General features: G+C 58.2%; 26 protein-coding genes. 2 read left to right on the plus strand and 24 right to left on the minus strand.

Going from position 1 to position 21,012, the window contains the following annotated elements; genetic code table 11:
* Positions 1-80: 80 nt before the first annotated feature.
* From ACHMW6_RS00005 to ACHMW6_RS00055, 11 genes are all read right to left on the minus strand, one after another.
* Positions 81-635, minus strand: a complete 555-nt coding sequence (locus ACHMW6_RS00005; RefSeq protein ID WP_395398654.1) for a type II toxin-antitoxin system death-on-curing family toxin — start codon at positions 633-635, stop codon at positions 81-83.
* An 846-nt stretch (positions 636-1,481) separates the two neighbouring features.
* Positions 1,482-1,694, minus strand: a complete 213-nt coding sequence (locus ACHMW6_RS00010) for a hypothetical protein (protein WP_395398656.1) — start codon at positions 1,692-1,694, stop codon at positions 1,482-1,484.
* Positions 1,695-1,747: 53 nt separating this feature from the next.
* Positions 1,748-2,053, minus strand: a complete 306-nt coding sequence (locus tag ACHMW6_RS00015; protein WP_395398658.1) for a hypothetical protein — start codon at positions 2,051-2,053, stop codon at positions 1,748-1,750.
* Between the two features lie 252 nt (positions 2,054-2,305).
* A complete protein-coding gene (locus ACHMW6_RS00020) occupies positions 2,306-2,632 on the minus strand; it encodes a hypothetical protein (protein WP_395398660.1) in 327 nt (108 codons plus the stop codon).
* Between the two features lie 33 nt (positions 2,633-2,665).
* A complete protein-coding gene (gene trfA / locus ACHMW6_RS00025; RefSeq protein ID WP_395398662.1) occupies positions 2,666-3,205 on the minus strand; it encodes a plasmid replication initiator TrfA in 540 nt (179 codons plus the stop codon).
* Positions 3,186-3,461, minus strand: coding sequence for a TrfB-related DNA-binding protein (locus ACHMW6_RS00030; protein WP_395398664.1), 276 nt, complete (start codon positions 3,459-3,461; stop codon positions 3,186-3,188). Before ACHMW6_RS00030 ends, trfA begins: the two co-directional genes overlap by 20 nt.
* On the minus strand, positions 3,454-4,029 hold the full coding sequence (locus tag ACHMW6_RS00035) for a hypothetical protein (RefSeq protein ID WP_395398666.1): 576 nt from the start codon (positions 4,027-4,029) through the stop codon (positions 3,454-3,456). Before ACHMW6_RS00035 ends, ACHMW6_RS00030 begins: the two co-directional genes overlap by 8 nt.
* Complete coding sequence (locus ACHMW6_RS00040; protein WP_395398668.1) at positions 3,929-4,564, minus strand: ParB/RepB/Spo0J family partition protein; 636 nt, start codon at positions 4,562-4,564, stop codon at positions 3,929-3,931. The genes ACHMW6_RS00035 and ACHMW6_RS00040 overlap by 101 nt, the downstream gene beginning before the upstream one ends.
* The gene (locus ACHMW6_RS00045; protein WP_395398670.1) at positions 4,561-5,355 is read right to left on the minus strand and encodes a ParA family protein; all 795 of its coding nucleotides are present in this window, start codon (positions 5,353-5,355) and stop codon (positions 4,561-4,563) included. The genes ACHMW6_RS00040 and ACHMW6_RS00045 overlap by 4 nt, the downstream gene beginning before the upstream one ends.
* 126 nt (positions 5,356-5,481) lie before the next feature.
* Positions 5,482-6,213, minus strand: coding sequence for a hypothetical protein (locus tag ACHMW6_RS00050; RefSeq protein WP_395398672.1), 732 nt, complete (start codon positions 6,211-6,213; stop codon positions 5,482-5,484).
* 2,160 nt (positions 6,214-8,373) lie between these two features.
* Positions 8,374-10,356, minus strand: a complete 1,983-nt coding sequence (locus ACHMW6_RS00055) for a DUF3560 domain-containing protein (RefSeq protein WP_395398674.1) — start codon at positions 10,354-10,356, stop codon at positions 8,374-8,376.
* Positions 10,357-10,695: 339 nt separating this feature from the next.
* Between ACHMW6_RS00055 and ACHMW6_RS00060 the strand changes: the two genes are divergently transcribed.
* A complete protein-coding gene (locus tag ACHMW6_RS00060; RefSeq protein WP_395398676.1) occupies positions 10,696-10,926 on the plus strand; it encodes a hypothetical protein in 231 nt (76 codons plus the stop codon).
* Positions 10,927-10,968: 42 nt separating this feature from the next.
* Here ACHMW6_RS00060 and ACHMW6_RS00065 read toward each other — a convergent pair whose 3' ends face one another.
* The 8 genes from ACHMW6_RS00065 to ACHMW6_RS00100 all read right to left on the minus strand — a co-directional run bounded on the left by ACHMW6_RS00065 (position 10,969) and on the right by ACHMW6_RS00100 (position 17,707).
* Positions 10,969-11,760 carry a hypothetical protein gene (locus ACHMW6_RS00065; protein WP_395398678.1) on the minus strand — a complete coding sequence of 264 codons (792 nt, stop codon included), beginning with the start codon at positions 11,758-11,760 and terminating at the stop codon, positions 10,969-10,971.
* 302 nt (positions 11,761-12,062) lie between these two features.
* Positions 12,063-12,563: a hypothetical protein gene (locus ACHMW6_RS00070; RefSeq protein WP_395398680.1), complete on the minus strand. Its 501-nt coding sequence runs from the start codon at positions 12,561-12,563 to the stop codon at positions 12,063-12,065.
* Positions 12,564-12,804: 241 nt separating this feature from the next.
* Positions 12,805-13,158, minus strand: a complete 354-nt coding sequence (locus tag ACHMW6_RS00075) for a hypothetical protein (RefSeq protein ID WP_395398682.1) — start codon at positions 13,156-13,158, stop codon at positions 12,805-12,807.
* On the minus strand, positions 13,155-13,436 hold the full coding sequence (locus ACHMW6_RS00080; protein WP_395398684.1) for a hypothetical protein: 282 nt from the start codon (positions 13,434-13,436) through the stop codon (positions 13,155-13,157). Before ACHMW6_RS00080 ends, ACHMW6_RS00075 begins: the two co-directional genes overlap by 4 nt.
* 800 nt (positions 13,437-14,236) lie before the next feature.
* Positions 14,237-14,587, minus strand: coding sequence for a RadC family protein (locus tag ACHMW6_RS00085; RefSeq protein ID WP_395398686.1), 351 nt, complete (start codon positions 14,585-14,587; stop codon positions 14,237-14,239).
* Positions 14,588-15,477: 890 nt separating this feature from the next.
* The gene (locus ACHMW6_RS00090) at positions 15,478-15,714 is read right to left on the minus strand and encodes a hypothetical protein (protein ID WP_395398688.1); all 237 of its coding nucleotides are present in this window, start codon (positions 15,712-15,714) and stop codon (positions 15,478-15,480) included.
* A complete protein-coding gene (locus tag ACHMW6_RS00095; RefSeq protein WP_395398690.1) occupies positions 15,711-16,520 on the minus strand; it encodes a hypothetical protein in 810 nt (269 codons plus the stop codon). The genes ACHMW6_RS00090 and ACHMW6_RS00095 overlap by 4 nt, the downstream gene beginning before the upstream one ends.
* Positions 16,505-17,707: a ParB N-terminal domain-containing protein gene (locus ACHMW6_RS00100; RefSeq protein WP_395398692.1), complete on the minus strand. Its 1,203-nt coding sequence runs from the start codon at positions 17,705-17,707 to the stop codon at positions 16,505-16,507. Before ACHMW6_RS00100 ends, ACHMW6_RS00095 begins: the two co-directional genes overlap by 16 nt.
* 600 nt (positions 17,708-18,307) lie before the next feature.
* Between ACHMW6_RS00100 and ACHMW6_RS00105 the strand changes: the two genes are divergently transcribed.
* A complete protein-coding gene (locus tag ACHMW6_RS00105) occupies positions 18,308-18,640 on the plus strand; it encodes a hypothetical protein (protein WP_395398694.1) in 333 nt (110 codons plus the stop codon).
* A 78-nt stretch (positions 18,641-18,718) separates the two neighbouring features.
* On the opposite strand, the gene ACHMW6_RS00110 is transcribed toward ACHMW6_RS00105, so the two are convergent.
* The 5 genes from ACHMW6_RS00110 to ACHMW6_RS00130 form a co-directional block, all read right to left on the minus strand.
* On the minus strand, positions 18,719-19,186 hold the full coding sequence (locus ACHMW6_RS00110; protein WP_395398696.1) for a hypothetical protein: 468 nt from the start codon (positions 19,184-19,186) through the stop codon (positions 18,719-18,721).
* Between the two features lie 247 nt (positions 19,187-19,433).
* Entirely contained in the window at positions 19,434-19,721 is a 288-nt protein-coding gene (locus ACHMW6_RS00115) for a hypothetical protein (protein WP_395398698.1), read from the minus strand.
* A gap of 141 nt (positions 19,722-19,862) precedes the next feature.
* Positions 19,863-20,234: a hypothetical protein gene (locus ACHMW6_RS00120; RefSeq protein WP_395398700.1), complete on the minus strand. Its 372-nt coding sequence runs from the start codon at positions 20,232-20,234 to the stop codon at positions 19,863-19,865.
* A 172-nt stretch (positions 20,235-20,406) separates the two neighbouring features.
* Positions 20,407-20,694 (minus strand): hypothetical protein, encoded by a 288-nt coding sequence (locus ACHMW6_RS00125; RefSeq protein WP_395398702.1) that lies wholly within the window; start codon positions 20,692-20,694, stop codon positions 20,407-20,409.
* Positions 20,684-20,992 carry a hypothetical protein gene (locus ACHMW6_RS00130; protein ID WP_395398704.1) on the minus strand — a complete coding sequence of 103 codons (309 nt, stop codon included), beginning with the start codon at positions 20,990-20,992 and terminating at the stop codon, positions 20,684-20,686. The genes ACHMW6_RS00125 and ACHMW6_RS00130 overlap by 11 nt, the downstream gene beginning before the upstream one ends.
* Positions 20,993-21,012: the final 20 nt, after the last annotated feature.

The raw sequence follows: 21,012 nt of genomic DNA on the forward strand, positions 1-21,012 counted from the left end.
GCGGGGTGTCGATCCGGACGGCGCCGCCTTGGGCGACGTCCGCTAGCTTCCTGATTTATCGCTATCAGAAGCAGATTCGTTTAATTTTGCCCTTTCGCCAGCAGCGACAAGCGCTTTGCCACCTCAAGGAAACGATCCTTTCCAATTTCGGACAGTTGCGCCCAGCCTGTCGCAAGCATGTGTGCGAACTCTGGATCAGTTTTCACAAGTTCAGCAAACCCGCTATCGTTCATATCGAAAGTGTCTGTCGAAGGGGCCGGATCGTAACACTCTGGTGCAATTGAAAATAAAATTGTCGCCAGATCAACGTGATTCAAATACCCTTCAGCTACGTCAACCATAATGTCTTCAAGTTCCGGTGAGCGTTCGATATCCACGCCCTGGGTCGCCAGGTACGTTAAAGCAGTTACCAGAGCTGTCCGTTTATTGGCATCGTTGAACACGTGGCCGCGAGCGAGCGCGACGGCATACAAGGCAGAAATTTCATAGATGTCATCAAGGCCATCATATTCAGTAGCATTTGCTACGCGGCCCAGTGCGCCCTCCAATGGCCCTTGTCCATAGCCACCATGCAATCCTGGCTCAGTAGCCAAAATCGCATCGTGAATTGCGATGACAACTTGAGCGTCTATCATCGCTTCGCCAAAGCTTTAATCACATCTGCGTGTGTTGTCATAACCCGCTTAGCTGCTGCCATAACTATCGGCGACCGTCTTTGCCAGTTAGGTCCATCTGTACGGGGCGGACCCTTTCGCGCTGCTCTTTCAGCGACAATCCGTATGTTTTTTTCATGATCGTTTCCTCACTTACGGCCGCGCAAATCGCACCGCAATGTTTTGTATTATACGGCCGCGACGCAGCTGCTCGATGTCGCCCGCTGCAGATCCTGGGCGGCGCGATCGGCGCCGACCTGGCCAACTCCCTACCTGATTGTGAAAATGCGTTGTGGCGCCCTGTAAGCGGCGCTGGCCACCTGGCCCGGCGTCGGTCCAGTGCAGCTGCCGTCGATCGGCGGCCGTGCGCCTTGGGCGAGTCCACCAGTTTTTGCAAGGATATGACGATTTGTGTTTCCGGCTGCTGCGAGCCTGGCCGGGCTGCAGCCGCGCAGCCGTCTATTTGTTCAACGGGGGCGACGTGCCATCCTGAGTGTTGATCTGCGTAATCCATCGCCAAAATTTCGTCTTGGCTTTATGAATTAAGTCGAGCATTACAATGAGCGGATTGAAGTAGCTGATGACGGGTCCGATGAGCCGGTCCAATACCAATGCGCCGAAAATGGCAACTAGCACCTTAACGTTTACAGCGGAATTCAGATCTGCGTTGTTCAAGAGTGAGTGAATCAGTTCCATCCGTTACTGCCTTTCGTTTAATTCTGGCATCCGGCCAGTTCGGCGATTTTCCTTGGTCATCAGATAGTGTTCCTTGCACGATGAATAGCTTGTGCCGCAAAGGCCACCTGGGCCGGCGCAGAAGCGCATGGATCAACCCTCCTCTTCTTCATCGATGGGTAACCGCCGTCCCGCGTTCAACTCGGCAATCAGGTGGTTCTTTTCGCGGTTCAACAGTGTCCAGATTTGGGCGTCGCAGTCCACCAACTGCTGCTCGATGTGCTCAATGCTTTCCTCGATCTGCGCCTTGTCGGCATCGGTCAGCAAAACGGAATCGCCGTCATCATCAAACTCTGTAGTCATCATTACCTCGTCAGTTTTGCCCTACGTCAAAATACGGGAGTCAAATGCCGCCACGGCTAATTGGGGATCGGATCATTCGGCAACCACATCAAGGCGCCATCCTGCGCATTGCCAGCGATGGTTGTCCAGGTCTTCCCATCCTCATCAACGGCAATACAGCCTGGTTGCCAGTGCTCAGGATTGCGCAGTTCATTGACCCAGCTTTGTACTTCGCCATCCAACAACACGACTACACCTCCCCGCCCCTGATAGCCCCATTGTTTTCGCCAGCGCTGTGCGACGGCCAGGCTGTCGATGACTTCCGGATAAACAAAGTCTTGATCAGGCGTAAATTCATAGTGCCGCGGATCGCCTTCAAACACTATGTACCCCTCGATGTTCTTGTCTCGTAGCATTTTAACTATGCGACGCGCATTTGCGATTACAAACTCGGCAATTACCTCAGGGCTTGCCCGTTTGGCACTATTGCTGTTTGAAGCGCCATCGCTCTGAACATTAAGACCATTTCCTCCTTCGAGCCGACCTTACGCCCGTAGATTTTGTTCCTCATCGTCGTTACCTCATCGATCGAGTTCAGCGGCCATGCGGGCCGCATCGGGGAGTCATTTGCCGTATCAGTCCGGCTTGAAATTCGGATTGTTGAAGTCCGATTCGTTCATTGCAATCTGCGCCGCCTCTGACTGGGCGGCGCGGCGGGCCAAGTGGCGTTTCTGGCTTTCCGATGGGATGCGGACTACCTGCACCACATCGCGCGATGGATGAAGATCGGCGCTTACCAAAGAGCCCTTTTCCACCATCAGATCCAGAGCGACTTTCAAGGCTTTGCGAAAATCGGTCAAGCGGCCCTTGGGGGCCGATCCGCACAAGTGCTTGAGCGTTTCAACGCCGTAATCGTAAGGAGCGGCATGGGTCGAATAGAATCCGTGCAGCCAGCGTGCCAACGAGTTCTTTTGTATTTCTTGCGCTCTTCCCAGTCAATTTGCGTCCAGCCGGACTTGTAAAGCTTGAGCAATTCTTCGCTGAGGATCAGCACATAGGTTTCGGTCTTCTCGTCGTAGAAGCTTTTTCTTGATGAGAGTGTCCATCAGAACTTTGCCCTCATTCACCCAGCGGATCTCGATCGGACCTCCCATCAGGCGTGCAATCGCTTCGCGCAGCTGGTTGTGCTGCGTGCCGCCGTGCGGCAATCCAAGCTCGGTCAGTACGCTGTTGACGGTGAATCGAACATAAGTGTTCAGGGGCTGCTTGCGGGCCAGGTGCACAAGGACCTGCCACACGTCCAGGTCATCTTGGTTGAACTGCTCACCGCGCCGACGAATCTCAAGCCCGTCATTAGAAGCAATGAGGGTCAGCTTCTTGTATGTGTCTCGCTTTTTGCTGATCGAGAAAAGAGCACTACGCAAGACCACGTTTGGCACGCCGCGCACGCGATCAGGCCAGTCCTCAAGAAACAACTCCATCTGCTTCGTCGGCGGCGTCTTCGGCTTCCGGGTTTTAGGCGGCTGGTCGGTCATCGCTCTCTCCAGTTTTTGCAGGCGCCCGCAGTTTGCAGTGCGCGTCGTACAGTCGTTTGCAGTGTCGATAAACCAGCTGTTTAGACATACCGGTTTCCTCGGCAATCAGGACCTGCAATCGACCTGGCGCGACAAGATACTTGCGCGCCACGTCAACGTTCTCAGGCTTCATATTGCGCAGCTGAGCCAATGCGGCTTTGAACTCCCTCTCGGAGAGGGAGCCCATTGCGCGTTTCAGTGACAGCGCTTCAGTCACGGCGCACGATCCTTTGAATTTGCAAATCGGCGCATGGGTACGGGACCAGCATGCCGTCATCAGTGCCGCGGCCAAAGTGAACCCATGCCATCGCAGTATCGGAGTGCACCATTTCATCAGCCAGCGTTGCCGGGCCGTGCTTTTTCAGATCGCGGTCGAAGTTCGCGGCGGCTACCGAATCCGGACGGATGACCACACACACATCGTAGGCGCTGACGACAATAGGCGACTTTCCCTTTTCGGCCGGGTCAGCTGCTTCAACCTTGGCGGCCGCTGCCTCCGGCGTTTTAGGCGCACCGTTGTGCTGCGTCGGGAATGGCCACGCTACACCGGTCTTTTCGCCGGTCGTCGCATCGTTCGCCGCTGGCGGATGCGCGTCGGTAGCATCCTTCTTTGGCGCTTCCTTCGATGCCTTTGGGCCTTTGCCCTGCTTGGCCTTTTCTTCCGCGTGGGCTTCACGTACCGCATCACGTTTGACCTTGCCGGTTCGCTGCCCTTCTTCGATTATCTCCTTGGCCTTGTCCGGGTTCGTCTTTTCGACTTCGGCCAGCGTGCGTGCCGTATCCATCGTGGCCGCGCCGTTCTGTGCCAGCGCCTGCACTTCGGGCGATGCTTCCAGCACCTTGAGGTATACGCTTCACGGTTGCATCGCTCATGCCGAAGCGGCGCGCTACTGCTGCGGCATTCTCGCACTCGCCCAGGTCGATCAGTTCACGGAAGGCTTTGGCGGTGTCGTACTGCGACATATCCTGACGCTGCAGGTTTTCCGTAATCTGCATGACGCGGATTTTGCCAATGTTCGACTCTTCGGTGATGATGCAATCCAGATACTCGATTTCACCAATGCCAGCGGCCAGCCAGCGGCCTTCCCCAAATACCAGCATGTAATCATCCGGAATGTCCGGGTGCGGGCGCACTTTAATTGCCTGCTGCTGGCCTTCGCTTTTCATCGTAGCTGCCAGCGCGGCCAGCGTTTCCGGCGTGTGCTTGTCTTGACTGCGCGGCTGGTTCGGGTCCAGGTGGATTTGCGAACGGAGCAAGCGAACGATCAGAGGGGTTTCGGTCAGTGCGCGTGCATTTGCGATAGAGCGGCGCTGGATCATTTCATCACCTCGGCCAGGATGTGTTCGCAGGCTTCGCGCATGTGCGGGCTGCGCTTACCTTCGTACAACTTGTTTTCAATATCGGAGCGGAGATAAATCACCATCGGCGTAGTCTTCATGTTTGCTTGTTTGAGCTGGTCCAGCATATTGTTGTTCAAGGCGGAGCGCTTCTGCACCTTGTTGGGCAAGATGCCAATATTCTTCAGGCGCGGATTGCCATAAATCGATTTCACGTCGCGCTCAATCTCGGCCACGCTGGCAATGCCGTCCATGCCGAACGCGTCCATCGTGGTAGGCGTCACGAAACTGTCAGCGGCCACCAGTGCGGCGGTGTAGCGCAGTTCAGCGGTCGGCGGCGTGTCGATCACGATCAGGTCATAGTTCACGGCCAGCTTGCGCAGGTTGTTACGGACAATGTGATACAGCTCGCGGGCGGCGGCTTTGTCCTCGGCCTGCACATACGAATCAACCTTCTTCAGCTGCTTGTCGGCGGCGATGAGGTGGATGTTCGGGCTGATTTCGATGGGCTTTTTGTTGGCTGGGAGTTCTTCTTTGAAGAGCATGGAACCGGTAAGCGCGTTGCGTGGCACTTCGGAAGTAAGAGTGTTCGTCGTATTGCCCTGTGCGTCCAACTCAACCGCGAGAACCTTCATCTTGTGCACATCGGCAGCGAACCAAGTAGTGTTCAGCGCCGTGGTGGTTTTGCCGATGCCGCCCTTTTCGCAGAAAATTGCCAGGATGCGACTGAGAAATTTGTCGGACAGAGGTTTGACGAAAATAGGAGTTGCCATTGTTTGTTGCTCCAGTAGGATTATTTAAGGTCTGGGTTTAGCACGCTAAATACAACTCAAGACGAAAAATCGACTTGCGCCATAGTAACGGTACGTGTGTACAAAGTAAACACTTGCGCCGTATTTTTAGTGCATGTACTTTTGTTTTTTTTGCTCCATCAGTTCCGGCAGGTCCGCCAGCGTCTTGCGGATCTGCTTCGCGGCCTTGATGGTGTTGCTGTTGAGCGGGCGGACCCACTGGCCGTCACGGTTGGGGCTCCAGCGGAAGCCACTCTGCCCCAGCAGCTGGCGCACCGTCAGAATCGGCTTTTCAGGAAACTTGAACATCACGCGCTGCGCTTGGGCGTCCTCCGAATACTGGTAGCCGTTTTCTACTACGGTCGTCGTCACACGACTGGCGTTCAATTCCAGTTCTGCGATGCGTGCCTGGATGCGCTCGATGTTCTGCTCCATGTGGCGCAGTTCCTGCGACGAGTAGCCCAGCTGCTGGCCGGGGCCGCGCAGGAACAGTTCTTCCACGCCTTCTGCGGAGTAACCGAAGCGGATCAATCCGGCGCGGTCTTCGTTCGCCAGAAATTGATTCGTGCGCACCATGTTGTCGTGCAGGGAAACGAGAGAGGCCAAGCGCGCCGTCAGCTTGTCCAGCGCTTGCGGATCGGTGCCCGAAATGCGAATGCTGCCGCTGCGCTTTACCGCCTCAATCGTGGGGTCAGGTACTTCATAGCGCCCCCTGCCTTGGCCCTGCGCCTTGGCGGGTGGCGCGGTGGCTTGCTCACGTTCTGCCGCTGCCGCCTCGATAGCGGCTTCCAGTGCCTGTTTGTCAAATTCCGCCTTGCGCGACTTGTAGGTGTTACGCATGATGCCTCTCCTTAGTTAGCTTCAAAAATGTGGCCAATGACCACGGAATAATCCCGCTTACGCGAGTCCCAGCAATACGCGAGCCTTGCAAGCGGCCACGCGCTGTAACAACGAAATCCATTCGGACAGGTATTGGTCACGGCGTGCCTCGTCAGGGAAATCCCCCCAGAAAAACGGGTCGGTTCGCCCTGCCTCGTAAGCACAGACAGCAGGAAGACCGCGCTCTGATGTGTACAGCCACGCGCTTGCCCCTAAATCCGTCCAAAACTGCCATTTGCCTTGAGCCACATTGCCTCCAAATAGGTTGTTGGTTTTACAAGCCACCGGACCCCAAGATGCCCGCCTGATCGTAGGTGTTGAAGAAGTCGATCAAGAGGCTGTGAATCCGGTGTTACCGCCGTATCCCCTGAGTGCCGCGCCTGTGGTTCGAGCGACGACCGGGGAAAGGGAGCCGGGCAAGGAAAAGGGCGTATAAAAAGCGAGCGCAGCGAGCGGCTTTATGCCGCCCCTTGCCGGGCGAGCGGCCCGGTCTAAAGTCCGAACCCTAAGCGCGAGCAATCGGGGGATGGTGACAACGGGCGACAGCTGGGGAGACTTCGACACGGCGCGCAGCGCCGAAGCCCTGCGCGCCTTGGGCGCGCTCACTTCAGCAGTTGCCAAGCGGAGCGCTGGAGCGCAGCGGAACGGACAAGCCGAGCGTTAGCGAGGGAACGATTGAAGCCCGCCGGGGTTTGGGGTGGCGGGGCGAGACACGCGCACCTGGGCGGCGTGGCTCGATGCGAAGCACGAAAGCGCGGTTTTGCCCTTCGGGGCAAAATGGCCCTCACATACCCCATACAGGCGCTTGCGAATTGGAATGCGAAATGACACCTTATACGTCGAAAAATCGGTGTGACGCGTGACGAAAATGAGTTCGCTGTCGAGCTGAATTGATAAGTTAACGAGCAGTTTGACGCTATACAAACAGTTAACAAAGAGGGAAATTTGATGGTGCTGGGCGGTGCACACTGGTGCTGTTTGAGAGTGAAACGGTGCACACTGGTGCCCACGAGTGCGCTGCGGTGCGTGTTTACCGTTGCATACAACGCATTTGGCGCTATAATTGTCAACAGAAAAAAGAAGGGGCTGCACTGCGCTAACAGTACAACCCCTTGGAGCATTAGCAGAAGATGACCAAGATAGCTAGAACAACGGCTTTCTTAACATCAATGCAAAGCTCAAACTTCTTACCAAACTTCAACGTTAGCTTCATATCTAGTTTTGAACCTCCTTTCAGGGGATCTTGCTAGAACGAAACGGCCCCCGTTTAAAACTTTCCAGGGTTCATAAAACGGGAGCCGTGTTCGGTTCCGACACCCCCGGCAATATTCTAACTGTAACAACCTTGCCCACGCGATACTTTTTAGCGTCCGGCTGTCATTTTTCATTCTGTACGGAACAAATTTTTCACCTGTGCAGAACAGGGCATGGGTAACACCCATGCCCTGTGATGGTTCTGTTTGTGCACCTGCGGCGTGTACTGAATCCGGCTGCTGACCGATCTGCAAGTGATCGAGCGGCGCGGGCAACGCAGTCCCGCTCCGAAGATCACGCAGCCCTTCCCTAGCGACGCCTTGGCGGAGCCACTTGAGGCCGCCGCACTGATGCTGCGGCGGCCACCTATATCCCCCGGCGGCGCTACGCCGCCCACTGTAAGAACCGCTAAGCGAGGCCAGCAGCCGAGCGTGCGCGTCAGGATGCGCGCCGCAATAGCGGCGCCAATTCAGAGCCGCGCCGGCGCGGCCTGCTGCTGGATGCGCACCCGCTGCAGGTCCTGGGCGGCGCGATCGGCGCCGACCTGGCCAACTCCCCTACCGGTTTGTGAAATCCACTGTGGCGCCGCCAGTGCGGCGCTGGCCACCTGGCCGGCGCCAGTCTTCGGCAGCTGCCCATCGATGGGCGGCCGTGCCGCCCCTGGGCGTGCACGTCCACCAGCTGCAGCCGAATCTGCTGTTTGTCATTTCGACCGCGGCGAGCCTGGCCGGGCTCGCCGCGCAGCTGCGCCGCCGGCGGCGGCCAGCTGCTCGATGCGCCCGCCGTGCTGGTGCACGGCGACGCGATCGGCCGAAATGAGCGGAAAAAAATGCGCCCGGTGGGCGCATTTTTGATTGCGGGAAGCGTTTAGCCTCGGATAGTCAGCAAGGCGGTGCTAACCATCGTGCCGGATTCTTTGAATGTGCCAGCGGGCAGAACTTCCCAGCTGCCGCCGTTCGACAACGCCAGCGGCTTTAATTCGTCGTTCTGGCGTGGCCCGTTCGCGCAGATGGCAACCAGACGGCCGCCCGGCGCAAGCATGGTTTGCGCGTGCCGGATATGCTGAATATCCTGGGCGTTGACGAAAGGCGGATTCATAACGATCACGTCAAACGACTCATCTTTGCAATCCATGAAATCACGCTGCAGCACTTCCACGCTTTGGCCTTCGGTCAGTGTCGAAGCGGTCAAGACTGATTCCAGACTTTTGACCAAACCGGCGTTAATTTCCACGGCGCAGATTTTCATATCTACGCCAGTGCGCAGCATTGCACGGATCAGGGAGCCCGTTCCGGCGCTTGGCTCCAGCACTCGCGCGCCGTCCGCTACTTCCGCCAGTTCGGCTACGCGGTCAGCCAGGTCGTCAGGGGTTGGGAAAAGCTGCGGAGCGGAGACTACTTGTACACCGGCTTTAAGCAAATTTTTCAATTCGTCGATTTCAGCGCTGGCCGGATTCTCGGCAACCGGGGCGGGCGCGCTGCGCAATACCGGCTCAGGCTTCGGAATTGCAGCCGCTGGCGCGCTCGCCGGCGGCGGGTCTTTGCGCTTGTCGTCGGTGAGGAATACCGTGTAGTAGTTGTGTTTCTGCTTGCCGGTCATGAGTTCTTCAGGCAGGAACGTGCCCAGCGCACGGCGCACACGATGCGCGCCTTTGTCCTGGTCCGTGCTGATTTTCAAATAGCCCTTGTAATCCTTGGGCATCGCGTCCCATTGTGCCTTTGTGATGTGCATTGCACCGTCACGCGGATAATTCGTGATCGGAGCAACCGCCGTTGCTTTCTTCACAGCTGCGGCCACGTCGCCCGATGGCGCTTTGTAATCCTTGATTTCCTCGACCTGGCGCACCGGCACATATCGCGCGTTTGTGGTCACGCTGATGGCTTTGCCGTCGCGCTTAGTCACGCGGATAATGGTTGCCCATTCGCCGCGCACCAGCACTTGCCCGCCCGGCTGCAGGTCGAATTTCTCAGCGACTAAGCCGCCCTGCTCCTGCAGCATGGCCCGCTCGTAAGCAATACGGTTGTCAAAATGCGCAATCCAGCGGTCAGCGTGCGCAATGGTGCGCGGATAGCGCGATTTCGCAATTTCCACCACTTCGGCCAAAGTGCGCGGCGCGTACAGCGTCGGGTAACTGTCCGTGAGCGCGCCGTATGCGGTTTGATTGCCGTTGTGGTCTTCGCGGTCGCCTTCCTTGCGCGGCAAGTGCAGCCAGCACATATTTGCAATTTTCAAGGCGCGTTCATGCGTGAGCCCTTCCTCGCTCCACAGCTTCAGCCATTGCGCCGCCTCGTCGCGGTTGCGCTCCTGCTTGCGCTTATCAGCCTCAAGCCCTTTTATGCGACGTGCGCGCACGTCCGGGCGCTCTTTGTGTTGTGCATGGGCCAGCGCTGCCGCTGCGCGGCGCGTCCAATACTCGGAGGTTTCCCACAGATTCACGGCGCGGCGCATACCGTTCTCGATGCGCTCCGCGTCCTTACGGGCGCGGCGTTCGCTGTGGTGTCCTACAAGGATCGGCTGCCCCAGCGGGATATGGTCGGAAATGGCGCTTACAGCGCGGCGGGCCGCTTGCGCTTCGGATGCGCGGCTTTCGCTGTAGTTGTCAAATCGGTCTGCGCGTTCTTCGGCGCGATCCGCAAGGCTCTTGTCTTCGTCGCCCACTTCACCGCAGAGGGCCACCAGCAAATCATGGCGCTGAGGCGTCCACGCTGGCGCGAAAAACAATTCCTGCTTCGGCGCATACTTAAAGCCTGCTGCGGCCACGCGCTCGTAAGTCTCCTTATCGAGTCGCGTCAGGCTGTACAAGCGCAGTTTGTTATCTTCGGGCGAATAGGTTGCGGTGAGGTGTTGCATTGCTCTTTCCCTTTCTGTGGAAATTGACGTTAAAAAATCAGACCGGACCCCAAGATGACCGCCTGATCGTAGGTGTTGAAGAAGTCGATCAAGCGGCTGCGGTTTGGTGTAACCGCCGTATCCCCTGAGTGCCGCGCCTGTGGTTCGAGCGGGGACCGGGGATAAGAGAGACAGGCAAGGAAAGGGCGTATAAAAAAGCGAGTGCAGCGAGCGGCTTTATGCCGCCCCTTGCCGGGCGAGCGGCCCGGTCTACAGTCCGAACCCTAAGCGCGCAGCAATCGGGGGATGGTGACGACAAGACAGCGGCTGGGGAGACTACGACACGGCGCGCAGCGACGAATGCCCAGCGCGCCCCTGGGCGCGCTCACTTCATGGGGTTCATCGTGGGTTTGTCGAACGGGCGCGGCCGTCCGCCGCCGCCCGCTGGAGCATGGCGGCGCCGCGGTGCCATCGCCCGCGCTGCAGCGGGCACTGCACCCGGCGCGCGCCATGCCGCTGTTTTGTATATTGGGCGAGCCCGGCGCAGTGCGCGACGCGCCGCTCTCGCGCCGGGCCGCAGCTGGTTTGTGAACATGACGCGCCGGACGGCCGCAGCGTCCGGCGCGGATCTGATTACGCGGCCAACGCCAGCGAAATAACCGCCCGCTTCGTGCGCTGGTCAAGCGCGTTGTCGTCGGAGCGCAGCGCGTCCGCCATATCGACAAAACGCTGCCTGTCCGAAGGCGAGCGCAATACGCGAAAATCCGCGTCAACCGCATTGTTGACCCGCGCCCACTGGTTCCACGCAAAGCTGCGGCCCAGTCCGACAGTGGTTGTCGTGCTGGGGAACCGGTCGGCGTTATTGACCAGTTCGTCCCACGTCGCGCCAAACTCCACTTCGTCAAACCGGCTGTGTTTGCCGGTGAGCGCACGGCGCTCCAGCTGCAGCGCAGCTTCCATGAGTTCGGGATGATGGGCGGCGAGCCAATAAAGCTCCCACTGCTTCGATGCGGGGCAGAAGAAGCACGCGCTTTTGATGGGCACAAGGTCCGCGCCGAGAACCTGGGCGATGGCCGACACACAATCGCCACGCGTCCAGCCGATGATCTGTAGGGGGTACACATAGTCAAAATCGGCGTCGCCCGTCGGCAGGTCCTTGGAGCGTCGCAGATCCGCTTTCCCACAGTCGTAGCCGATTAGCTTAGTTACGCGCTTGCCTGTGCGCTGATATTCCGTCCAGATGGGGTGCGGAGCGCTGCGATTCTTCCCGCTGCGCACTCCTTTCAAATACTGATCTTGCGGAACCTGCTTCCACTTGATCGAACAGCTTTTCATGCCGAAGGCCAGGCTGGGCAAAGTCTGTTTTTCCAGCAGTTGCCGTAAAGGTCCGTATAGCCGGTCGTCGGCAGCGGAACCTTTTTGCAAATCTGGATCAGAGGCCAGCCCCAAGATGCAAGCACTTGATTCATGCGGTGGACGTGTTCAATGGTTTCCGGCTTTTCCCCGCCAGTGTCGGCAAAAGTGATGACGTCCGGACGAATGCCAGCAAGGTACAGCGCAACCAGTAGCGCGGAGGAATCGACACCAGAGCCGAAAACAGACGACAAGGGACCGGCCGCGCAAGGCGAGGCGCAGCGCGGCAATCATTGACCTGGAGAGAATGGACGGCTTACGCATAATCGGGGGCTCTTTTTCTAGTCGGAAGGCCCGCAGGCGGGCCATGACAATTAGCAGGTAGTGGTCGGATGTGGTTCCCACACGGCATTTGCGCGCTCCACCTCGGCCAGCATTGCGCGCAGTTCGGCGGCGGTGTAGAAACCGCTCACGAAGATGGCGTACTGGCCACTGTCACGGATGAAACTGCAATCCAACTCGTTGCCGAAGTTGGGATAGGCATCCTGAAAATCGCGGCTAGTCGGCGCAGCCTTGTACGGCAGGCGCTCGCGATAGACCGGCTCCATGTCCACATCCAACAATTCCGGATCGCCACCCATAGCGCGTTCAATCAGGTTGGTCAGCTCGGCTTCACTACGGCGCGGCATATCCGCGCTGGCGTTCAGCCGGTCGCACTCCTTGCGTGCGGCCTCGATGCTCAGACCATCCTTAATTTCGGTGTGCGGGCCAATCGGGTATCCAGCCGGCGACACCTTGCCGTCGATCACTGCGAACTTGGCCACGATGCCGGGACGCACGGTGTTGGTTTGGAAGATGTTGAAGCGCTTGGACATTTTGATACTCCTGTGTGATAGGTTTGAATAGCAAGGCGGATTTGTGTTTTGACGAAGCGGCGCGGCAAGGCTGGCGCGCCGCGAGGATCTGATTGCGCGCCTGGCGCGTGAAGTACCGCGCCGCATTCGGCGCGGTACTTGATCGGTCAGGCGCTCAGTGCATCAAGCACCCTCCGGATCAGGCCGGGGCGCGGGTGAGGCACCGGCAGCGCATAGTCGAATCGCAGTGCGATGAACAGGCTTACATACTCATTCGTGTCGGGGTCTGGTGCGAAGAAATGCAGAATTCGCGCCTTGATTTCCTTAATGGCTTCGCTGTCGGTCGGCACTTCCCGCGTACAGCTTTCCAGCCGTACCACTCCCCGAATGGTTCCGACACCTCGTATTGAATGCAGCCGGGATAATCCTTGACGATGCCAGCGCCGACTTGCTCCAGATCGGCCATGATCGAAGCCCAGCGGCACAGCTGCTGCGCATGTTCGATCTGGCCATCCATATCATGTAGGACGCTCACGCGGGCAAGGCCCAGCATGAAATAGGCCGCGTGCGTTTCGGAGTCGTGCGACGGCAGCGGCATTTTGCGCAGGCCGATCATTGCGCCACCTCGTGTTCCGATTTGTCGAAAACGTAGGTGTCACGGCCTTTCTGGACTTGCTCTTTCCAGCCCTTCGGCGTGCGGCCTTGAGGATCGGCGCTTACTTGGACCGTGCCATGCACTTTGCCAAGTTCGCTACCGATTGTTGCCATCTGCTCATAAACTTCATTCGGCAGGCATTCGACCGTCGCACGCTTGATGCAGCGGGTAATTTCGATCTGGACGCCGCCGCTGGCGGTGATGTGAGCGGGATATGCCGTGATATCAAAAACTGCCATGTGTTGCCCTCCTTTGGTTTGAAAATCTGACCGGACCCCAAGATGACCGCCTGATCGTAGGTGTTGAAGAAGTCGATCAAGTGGCTGCGGTTTGGTGTAACCGCCGTATCCCCTGAGTGCCGCGCCTGTGGTTCGAGCGACGACCGGGGAAAAGGGAGCCGGGCAAGGGCCGGGGCGTATAAAAAAGAGAGCGCAGCGAACGGCTTTATGCCGCCCCCTTGCCGGGTGAACGGCCCGGTCTAAAGTCCGAACCCTAAGCGCGCAGCAATCGGGGGATGGTGACGGCAAGACAGCGGCTGGGGAGACTACGACACGGCGCGCAGCGACGAACCCCAGCGCGCCACTGGGCGGCGCTCACTTCGGCAGTTGATCTTGTTCTTTATCGCGCTAAAGCGCTCAGTGCATGGGCTTTGTACGTTAAGCATCGGGCGCGGCCGTGCCGCCGCCCGCTGGAGCATGGCGGCGCCGCGGTGCGTTCGCCCGCCCTCTGCGGGCACTGCACCTGGCGCTTGCCATGCCGCCGTTTTGTGATTTAGGGCGAGCCCGGCGTAGTGCGCGAAAGCGCAGCCCTCGCGCCGGGCAACAGCTGGTTTGTGAATATGACGAGCCGGACGGCCATAGCGTCCGGTTCGGATCTGGTTGCGAGCCGGGGTTGATGATCGAGCGCCGCAGGCGCACGACTGGCGCCAGCGCTTACGGCGCTGGCCTGGCCCGGCACAACGCGCAGCAGCGCGTGTGCCGGGCCGCGTTTTGCACGCGTTACTGGGCGGCGCGATGCCGCCCCTTGTCAAACACAGCCCTTAGATCAGCCCGTGCTCAGCGAACGAGAACGTACTTACGCCAGCGACAATGATGTGATCCAACACGCGCACATCGATCAGCTCCAACGCTTGCTTCAGTTGTCGCGTAATCAACTTGTCGGCTTCGGACGGATCAGGTTTCCCAGAGGGATGGTTATGTACCAGAAGGCAACCTGCGGCATGGTTCGTTAACGCCCCCAACACTACCTCACGAGGATAAACGCTGGTATGCGACAAGGTGCCACGGAACATTTCTTCATAGGCGATGATCCGGTTTTGTGCATCCACCCAGACAACCGAAAATACTTCGTGATGCAGCTGCGCTAGCTTCACGGTGAGATAGCTTTTCATCGGCATCGGGCGAACTGGCTGCAACGTCGGCCTTACGCATCCGGCGCGCAAGAATGTCCAACGCTTCGGCTATCACTCCGTCCTCACGTTCCTTGTTCGCGTTGATGCTGGTCACGGTTGCCGTGTTTGGATTGCTACGCATAAGACTCATCCTCCTTTGGTTTTAAAAATCAGACCGGACCCCAAGATGACCGCCTGATCGTAGGTGTTGAAGAGGTCGATCAAGCGGCTGCGGTTTGGTGTAACCGCCGTATCCCCTGAGTGCCGCGCCTGTGGTTCGAGCGGGGACCGGGGATAAGAGAGACAGGCAAGGAAAGGGCGTATAAAAAGCGAGTGCAGCGAGCGGCTTTATGCCGCCCCTTGCCGGGCGAGCGGCCCCGGTCTACAGTCCGAACCCTAAGCGCGCAGCAATCGGGGGATGGTGACGACAAGACAGCGGCTGGGGAGACTACGACACGGCGCGCAGCGACGAATGCCCAGCGCGCCCCTGGGCGCGCTCACCTCAAGGGGTTCAGTGTGGGTTTGTCGATCGGGCGCGGCCGTGCCGCCGCCCGCTGGAGCATGGCGGCGCCGCGGTGCCATCGCCCGCGCTGTAGCGGGCACTGCACCTGGCGCACGCCATGCCGCAGTTTGTGTTCTTGGCGAGCCCGGCGATGTGCGCGAAGCGCCACTCTCGCGCCGGGCCGCAGCTGGTTTGTGGATACTGCGAGCCGGGCGGCCGTCAGCGCCCGGCGAGAATCTGATTGTTCCGCCCTCTCCTTCTCGACGACCTGGCGAGCCGGAACGGTGAGCAATGGTCGGATCTGATCTGTTCCGCCGCGCCGAGTCCAGCAGGACCGGCGCGGCCAAATTTGCAGAGGGGCTGGGCGGCAGCGCCGCCCAGGTGCAGCTTAGTGCATCAGCTTCACTCGCGCCGGGAGGTAGGCGAGCAATACGCGCTGCTCAACGGTCAGCGCGTCCGGGTGGACGACTGCCATTTTGTGAAGATCATGTTGCCGTACACATCGGCAAGCTGCCGGACGCGGGAGGTCAGAACATACCGGCTCGTCGGTCGCGTCCATTTCGCGGTAGTGGTTGATCGCGTTTTCAATCAGTCGGATGGTGAGGGTATCAGGCAGTCCAATCATTTGCTCTCTCCTTGTGCGATGGGGCGCGGCCCCATCGCGTCATTGGGTTTTAGGCGCAGGCTTTCATCAGGTCTGGAACCCAACGCTTGTCGGCCATGTGCTGCTCTGCCGTTTCGCAGAGAGGGATTTTTCTTGAGGTCGGACAACGGGGCGACCATTTCAGCCGATACGTGCGAGGCGACCAGCGAAATCGTGTGCTGCTTCGATACCTGTGCGAAGTAGTTGTCTTTGGTCGGCTTCCACCAGTCGGCCATGTTCAGCGATACGGCGTTTGCGACTTCGGCAAATTCCTTATCTTTGCTCTCGCTATACTGAGCCGTTCCCTGCACGGTATCGAGGCTGCAAGCCGTGCAGTACGCCAGCAGTTCCAGTACTACCGATTGCTCCTGCTGGAACAGCCAGCCCATCAGGTCACTTACGCGGGTCGGCATGAGGTCAGCCCAGTACTGGTGACGCTCGTTCATCAGTGCCAGCGCTGGCGACTCCTTCACGCAATCGCCGTGCTGCTTCAAGTGTGGCTTGGTGAGGCTGATGACTGCCGCCGACTTTGCGCGATTGCCGTACTCCCCAAACACCTGAATTGCCAGCGTGTGGGTCAGAACGACGAGCGCAATACCGGGGCGCACCATCAGTTCCGCTTGCAGCCCTGCGGTGCGGTGCGCGGTGAGTTGGTGAACCAACTTGTCCGAGTACAGAGCCTTTGCCTTTGGCTCGGACTCGTTGCCTTCGCCAGTTTTGGCGGCTCCGATGGCTTGGGCCTTTTTCAGTTCCTTCTTGTCCTCCGGACGAATCAAGCCCTCAAACACGGCCAGCTACCGTCGCGGTCAATACTGACGACCGCGCCCAGCAGAGGCTTAACCGCATCGTCATAGCCGTACTGCGTCATAGCCTCCTGCTGCGCTTCCAGCGCTTCGATTTCCTTCTCAAGCGAATCCAACTCCGCCTGTTCTTCGTCGGTGAATTCGTCGGCTTCACTGTCATACATGGCGTCCACCTTCGTCTGCAGGTCGGTCACTTTTGCATCCAGTTCGTCATAGACCTTTTGCTGCTCGTCAGTGAATGGCAACGCCGTTGCATGTGCCTCTTCAAAATCGGAGTCGTACTGGTTGTAGCTGGTCAAGTAGTCCACCCATGCGAACTTTGCTTTCAAGTCCGGGGTCTGTTTTTCCAGCTTCTTCACGGCCAAACTTTCCAGCAGGGCGGCATCATTCATAAAGCCATCGTCATTATCGGAAAACAGATCGCGGGTGACTGCGCCCCCTGCGGCCTCGTAGTCGGCCACGCCAACGAAGCGCGCAATAGGGCTGTTCTTGGTGTCGATGGCTTGCGTGGTGATGAGGCGGCGAATGTTGGCATGGGTGCGCTGGTTCCAGCCGCTGAGCGAATCCCATACCTGCTCTTGCGTTGCGTGGTCATCAGTCAGCGCCAGTGCCATCAGCTGATCCAGCGTGGCCTTGTCGTCCTCGTACAGCGCAAACAGTCGCGGTGCCACATTCGCCAGCTTTAAGCGGCGGTTGATAGTGATATCGTCCACGCCCCACGCCGTAGCGATTTCTTCCACAGAGCGACCGGCATCCTTCATCGCCTGGAACGCACGGTACTGGTCCGCTGGCGGCAGCGGTTCGCGCTCACTGTTCTCAACGAGGCTCTTTTGAATCGCTTCCTCAACGCTGCAGATCAGCACACGGATTTCAAAGGTTTCCGGGTCGATCTGGCCAGTTGCAATCAGCCATTCGATGGCGTCCGTGCGGCGGCCACCGGCGCAAATTTCTACCTTATCGATAAATTTCTTGTTCTTCTTCTGCTGGAAGCCCACCAGATTTTGCATAAGCCCTTCGGCCTTGATGAGCGGAGCCAGCGAACGAATGCCCTTCTGGTACTTCTCCGATTCCTTCTCGCGCTTACTGCGCACGTTGAACTGGTTGGAACGCACGATATTTTTGAAACGCAGCGTTACGACTTGGCCCACTGGATAAACGGTTGCTTGGCTCATTGCTCTTACTCCTATGTGTGGTTAAAAAACTGACCGGACCCCAAGATGACCGCCTGATCGTAGGTGTTGAAGAAGTCGATCAAGCGGCTGCGGTTTGGTGTAACCGCCGTATCCCCTGAGTGCCGCGCCTGTGGTTCGAGCGACGACCGGGGGAAAGGGAGCCGGGCAAGGGCCGGGGGCGTATAAAAGAGAGCGCAGCGAACGGCTTTATGCCGCCCCCTTGCCGGGTGAACGGCCCGGTCTAAAGTCCGAACCCTAAGCGCGCAGCAATCGGGGGATGGTGACGACAAGACAGCGGCTGGGGAGACTACGACACGGCGCGCAGCGACGAACCACAGCGCGCCCTGGGCGCGCTCAGACAGGACTTTGCCAAGCGGAGCGCCGGAGCGCAGCGGAGGGGACAAGCCGAGCATGAGCGAGGGAACGATCGAAGCCCGCCGGGGTTTGGGGTGGCGGGGCGAGACACGCGCACCTGGGCGACGTGGCTCGATGCGAAGCACGAAAGCGCGGTTTCGCTGTGGGCGAAATGGCCCTGCCCTACCCCATCAACACGACCACAAATCGACGCGAAATTTACCGTAAGAACAGGCTGGAATTACCGTGACGCAATACGTAAAATACGCTCATCAGGACTACGCCAAACGCCCGAATGAACAGACTGACGACAACCTAACCCTTGAACTTAACCTGGCCGGTGGCAAAGGCAAACCGGGCCGACCGCGCAACCCGAAAGGTGCCGTGTCGGCTGCTGATCGACAGAAAGCAGTGCGGCAGCGCAAAGCGCTTGCTGGACTTGTCAATTTGCGCGCCAACGTCCCGGCAGATGTGAAAGACGCACTCGCGGCGCACTGTGCCGAACATGCCGCTGATCCACATGAAATCGTGGCACAAGCACTGCGCAAATTCTTGAACGTGGGGCGAGGATCGCTTTAGCGCGCTAAAACCGGACGGGCAATAAAAACGGCTAGGGTTAGAAACCCTAGCCGTGTATTTCAGTCGAGGCATTCGGTCTTAAAGAAAACCGTACTCCTCTTGAGCAAATGCTCGCGTCCAGTCCTTGTAGCCAAGTTGGACAACCATGTCCCACATCGCCTTGTCGCCTTGCTTGGCGCGAGAGTTTAAATAAACTTCGCGTTCAGCATCTTCAGCAGACAGACCACGATTGCAGAACAGTTGAATCAACTCATCGGCGTCCAGCGGAGCTTCACGTTTCTTTTCGTCGGCGGTATACCAACGGAAATACTCAGCGCTACCCCACAGCATACGAGGATCATCCAAGTCCGGGCAGTCAAAACGGGCAATGTCCGATTCGTACAGCGCCTTACCTTGCAACACCAGATCATCGTAATCAAACACGCGCGCTACGACCGTTTCTACTTCGATTTCTTCAACGATCATGGATCGGCTGAGAGATTCGAGGCAGTACGGATCAGTACCGAAAACTGCGAGTTCATCTACCATCGTTCCAATTGCGTGCATGTTAGTTCTCCTTTAGAAAAAGAGACCTCGTGCGTCGCCCCAGAGGGACAACGCATGGCGAAGTCCCAATGGGTATTGAAAAGATGGATGCAGAGTAACATGACTTTTGGCAACAGGCAACGACATACCATAGCGCGGCCTTTTACCCCCCATTGGCGGCGCGTAAGCCGCCGCCCTATTCTGCGCTCGATGCACCGCGAAAAATCGCCTGTAGGGCGTTTGGAGCGGGCGTACGGCTTTTCCTGCTCTACCTCACAAACCGCGCACAGCGGTTTGTCACTTCAGCCGCGGCGAGCCTGGCCGGGCTCCGCCGCGCAGCTGCGCCGCCGGCGGCGGCCAGCTGCTCGATGCGCACCCGCTGCAGGTCCTTGGCGGCGCGATCGGCGCCGACCTGGCCAACTCCCCTACCCGGTTTGTAAAAGCTGTTGCGCCACCAGCGCCGCGCTGGCCACCTGGCCGGCGCCGGCCGCGGCTGCTGCGCATCGATGGGCGGCGCCGCCGCCCTGGTCGAGTGCAACGCTTCATCATGCGCCAACTTCTATTCCTCGGAGCGCGCGCCCGTCGGCGCTTGCTCGCCAGCAGAATTTGCTGCGCAAATCCAGCTGGTTCATGTGCCGGAAATAGAAACGCCCAAGTCAGAGACTTGGGCGCCGGTACTACTCGCGCTACAGAGCGCTTACTTCGGAGTCTTCACAATAGTTTGTGAATTCACCAACTGCTTCAAGGTATCTCGTGGCAGCGGCGTAATCATCGAAACCAGATTGGCTTCGTAAGTACGCCAGGTGCCGTGAACGGCCGTTACGTCCTTCAGCTTCAATTCCGTGTCAGGGAGGAAGAATTCGCCCTCCTTGGCCGACATTGCTGCGGTCACTTCTTCCAACTTCAGCAATGTCATCGGAACCAGGAACCGTTTAGAGAAGATGCCTTGACCCATCCTCAATACGGCGCGTTGATCCTTCACGGTCGTTCCGTCGGCTTCAAAGATTGTACGAATCCCATCCACCGAAATGTTGCCTTTGATTTTCGCTACTGCAGTACGCTTACTCATCTGTACTCCTTTAAAAAGGTTTTCAAAAGAGATAGCAGCTACCGCACCCTGGCTGGGTAGCGGCAGAACCACTATCCCAGCCATGCGACCATCGCAAAGCTGCCTTGAGTATATCTGGAAGGCAAGAAAAAAGCTCGCATGAGCGAGCTTTTGATTTAGGGTGCCGCGAACGTTAATGCAACGTGGTCGGGGCTGCGCCGACCGGGCGGTAGATTGTGACGTTACCCAAGCTTTCTTGCAGAGCAGTGATGAGCGCCTGCATATCCAGGGAAGCCACAACATCTCCTTCGTTCAGGATGGGGCCGTGCCCGACCGGTTCTTCTTGGCCGGGTTCGGTGAAAAACACGAATGGCACGAAAAAGCCCTGCATTTTATTAATCCGAATGTGAAGTTCGCCGGGCGTGGATTGCAGCTCTTTCAGCTTCTCGAACGTGGTAGCTTGGGCGTATTTAGAATTCATGGTCTGGGTCCGTGACAGAGTTAGGAATGCGGAAAGCATATTCAATCGTGGCCGGGTGCAACATATCAATCTTACTGCTGGTGTCCATCACGCGCAGGTATTCCGCTGCAGCGGCAGTCTCGATTTCGGTTGGTGCCAAGGTGCGATAGCGGTCAAAGGCTGAGGCGGGCGTGGCCTTAGGGTCGAGAACAGTGATGATGCTCTGGCTGCCGCGAATGCGCGACCGCGCATCCAAAAGACGTACATCGCGTTTGCGCACGATGTAGGTAGCGTTGATATCGAATTCGTCAAGTTTCATGTGCAAAAGGATTTAGCGCG

The organism is Pseudoduganella sp. UC29_106 (assembly GCF_044055365.1).
Taxonomy (GTDB): Bacteria; Pseudomonadota; Gammaproteobacteria; order Burkholderiales; family Burkholderiaceae_D; genus Rugamonas.

Excerpts from the sequence above, each read along its gene's own strand:
- ACHMW6_RS00040 (WP_395398668.1), bottom strand. The coding sequence starts at position 4,564 with ATGATCCAGCGCCGCTCTATCGCAAATGCACGCGCACTGACCGAAACC.
- ACHMW6_RS00100 (WP_395398692.1), bottom strand. The coding sequence starts at position 17,707 with ATGAGCCAAGCAACCGTTTATCCAGTGGGCCAAGTCGTAACGCTGCGT.
- ACHMW6_RS00090 (WP_395398688.1), bottom strand. The coding sequence starts at position 15,714 with ATGATTGGACTGCCTGATACCCTCACCATCCGACTGATTGAAAACGCG.
- ACHMW6_RS00125 (WP_395398702.1), bottom strand. The coding sequence starts at position 20,694 with ATGAATTCTAAATACGCCCAAGCTACCACGTTCGAGAAGCTGAAAGAG.
- ACHMW6_RS00070 (WP_395398680.1), bottom strand. The coding sequence starts at position 12,563 with ATGTCCAAGCGCTTCAACATCTTCCAAACCAACACCGTGCGTCCCGGC.
- ACHMW6_RS00110 (WP_395398696.1), bottom strand. The coding sequence starts at position 19,186 with ATGCACGCAATTGGAACGATGGTAGATGAACTCGCAGTTTTCGGTACT.
- ACHMW6_RS00120 (WP_395398700.1), bottom strand. The coding sequence starts at position 20,234 with ATGAGTAAGCGTACTGCAGTAGCGAAAATCAAAGGCAACATTTCGGTG.
- ACHMW6_RS00035 (WP_395398666.1), bottom strand. The coding sequence starts at position 4,029 with ATGGATACGGCACGCACGCTGGCCGAAGTCGAAAAGACGAACCCGGAC.
- ACHMW6_RS00005 (WP_395398654.1), bottom strand. The coding sequence starts at position 635 with ATGATAGACGCTCAAGTTGTCATCGCAATTCACGATGCGATTTTGGCT.
- ACHMW6_RS00045 (WP_395398670.1), bottom strand. The coding sequence starts at position 5,355 with ATGGCAACTCCTATTTTCGTCAAACCTCTGTCCGACAAATTTCTCAGT.
- trfA (WP_395398662.1), bottom strand. The coding sequence starts at position 3,205 with ATGACCGACCAGCCGCCTAAAACCCGGAAGCCGAAGACGCCGCCGACG.
- ACHMW6_RS00060 (WP_395398676.1), top strand. The coding sequence starts at position 10,696 with ATGCCCAGCGCGCCCCTGGGCGCGCTCACTTCATGGGGTTCATCGTGG.
- ACHMW6_RS00010 (WP_395398656.1), bottom strand. The coding sequence starts at position 1,694 with ATGATGACTACAGAGTTTGATGATGACGGCGATTCCGTTTTGCTGACC.
- ACHMW6_RS00050 (WP_395398672.1), bottom strand. The coding sequence starts at position 6,213 with ATGCGTAACACCTACAAGTCGCGCAAGGCGGAATTTGACAAACAGGCA.
- ACHMW6_RS00085 (WP_395398686.1), bottom strand. The coding sequence starts at position 14,587 with ATGAAAAGCTATCTCACCGTGAAGCTAGCGCAGCTGCATCACGAAGTA.
- ACHMW6_RS00075 (WP_395398682.1), bottom strand. The coding sequence starts at position 13,158 with ATGATCGGCCTGCGCAAAATGCCGCTGCCGTCGCACGACTCCGAAACG.
- ACHMW6_RS00055 (WP_395398674.1), bottom strand. The coding sequence starts at position 10,356 with ATGCAACACCTCACCGCAACCTATTCGCCCGAAGATAACAAACTGCGC.
- ACHMW6_RS00130 (WP_395398704.1), bottom strand. The coding sequence starts at position 20,992 with ATGAAACTTGACGAATTCGATATCAACGCTACCTACATCGTGCGCAAA.
- ACHMW6_RS00080 (WP_395398684.1), bottom strand. The coding sequence starts at position 13,436 with ATGGCAGTTTTTGATATCACGGCATATCCCGCTCACATCACCGCCAGC.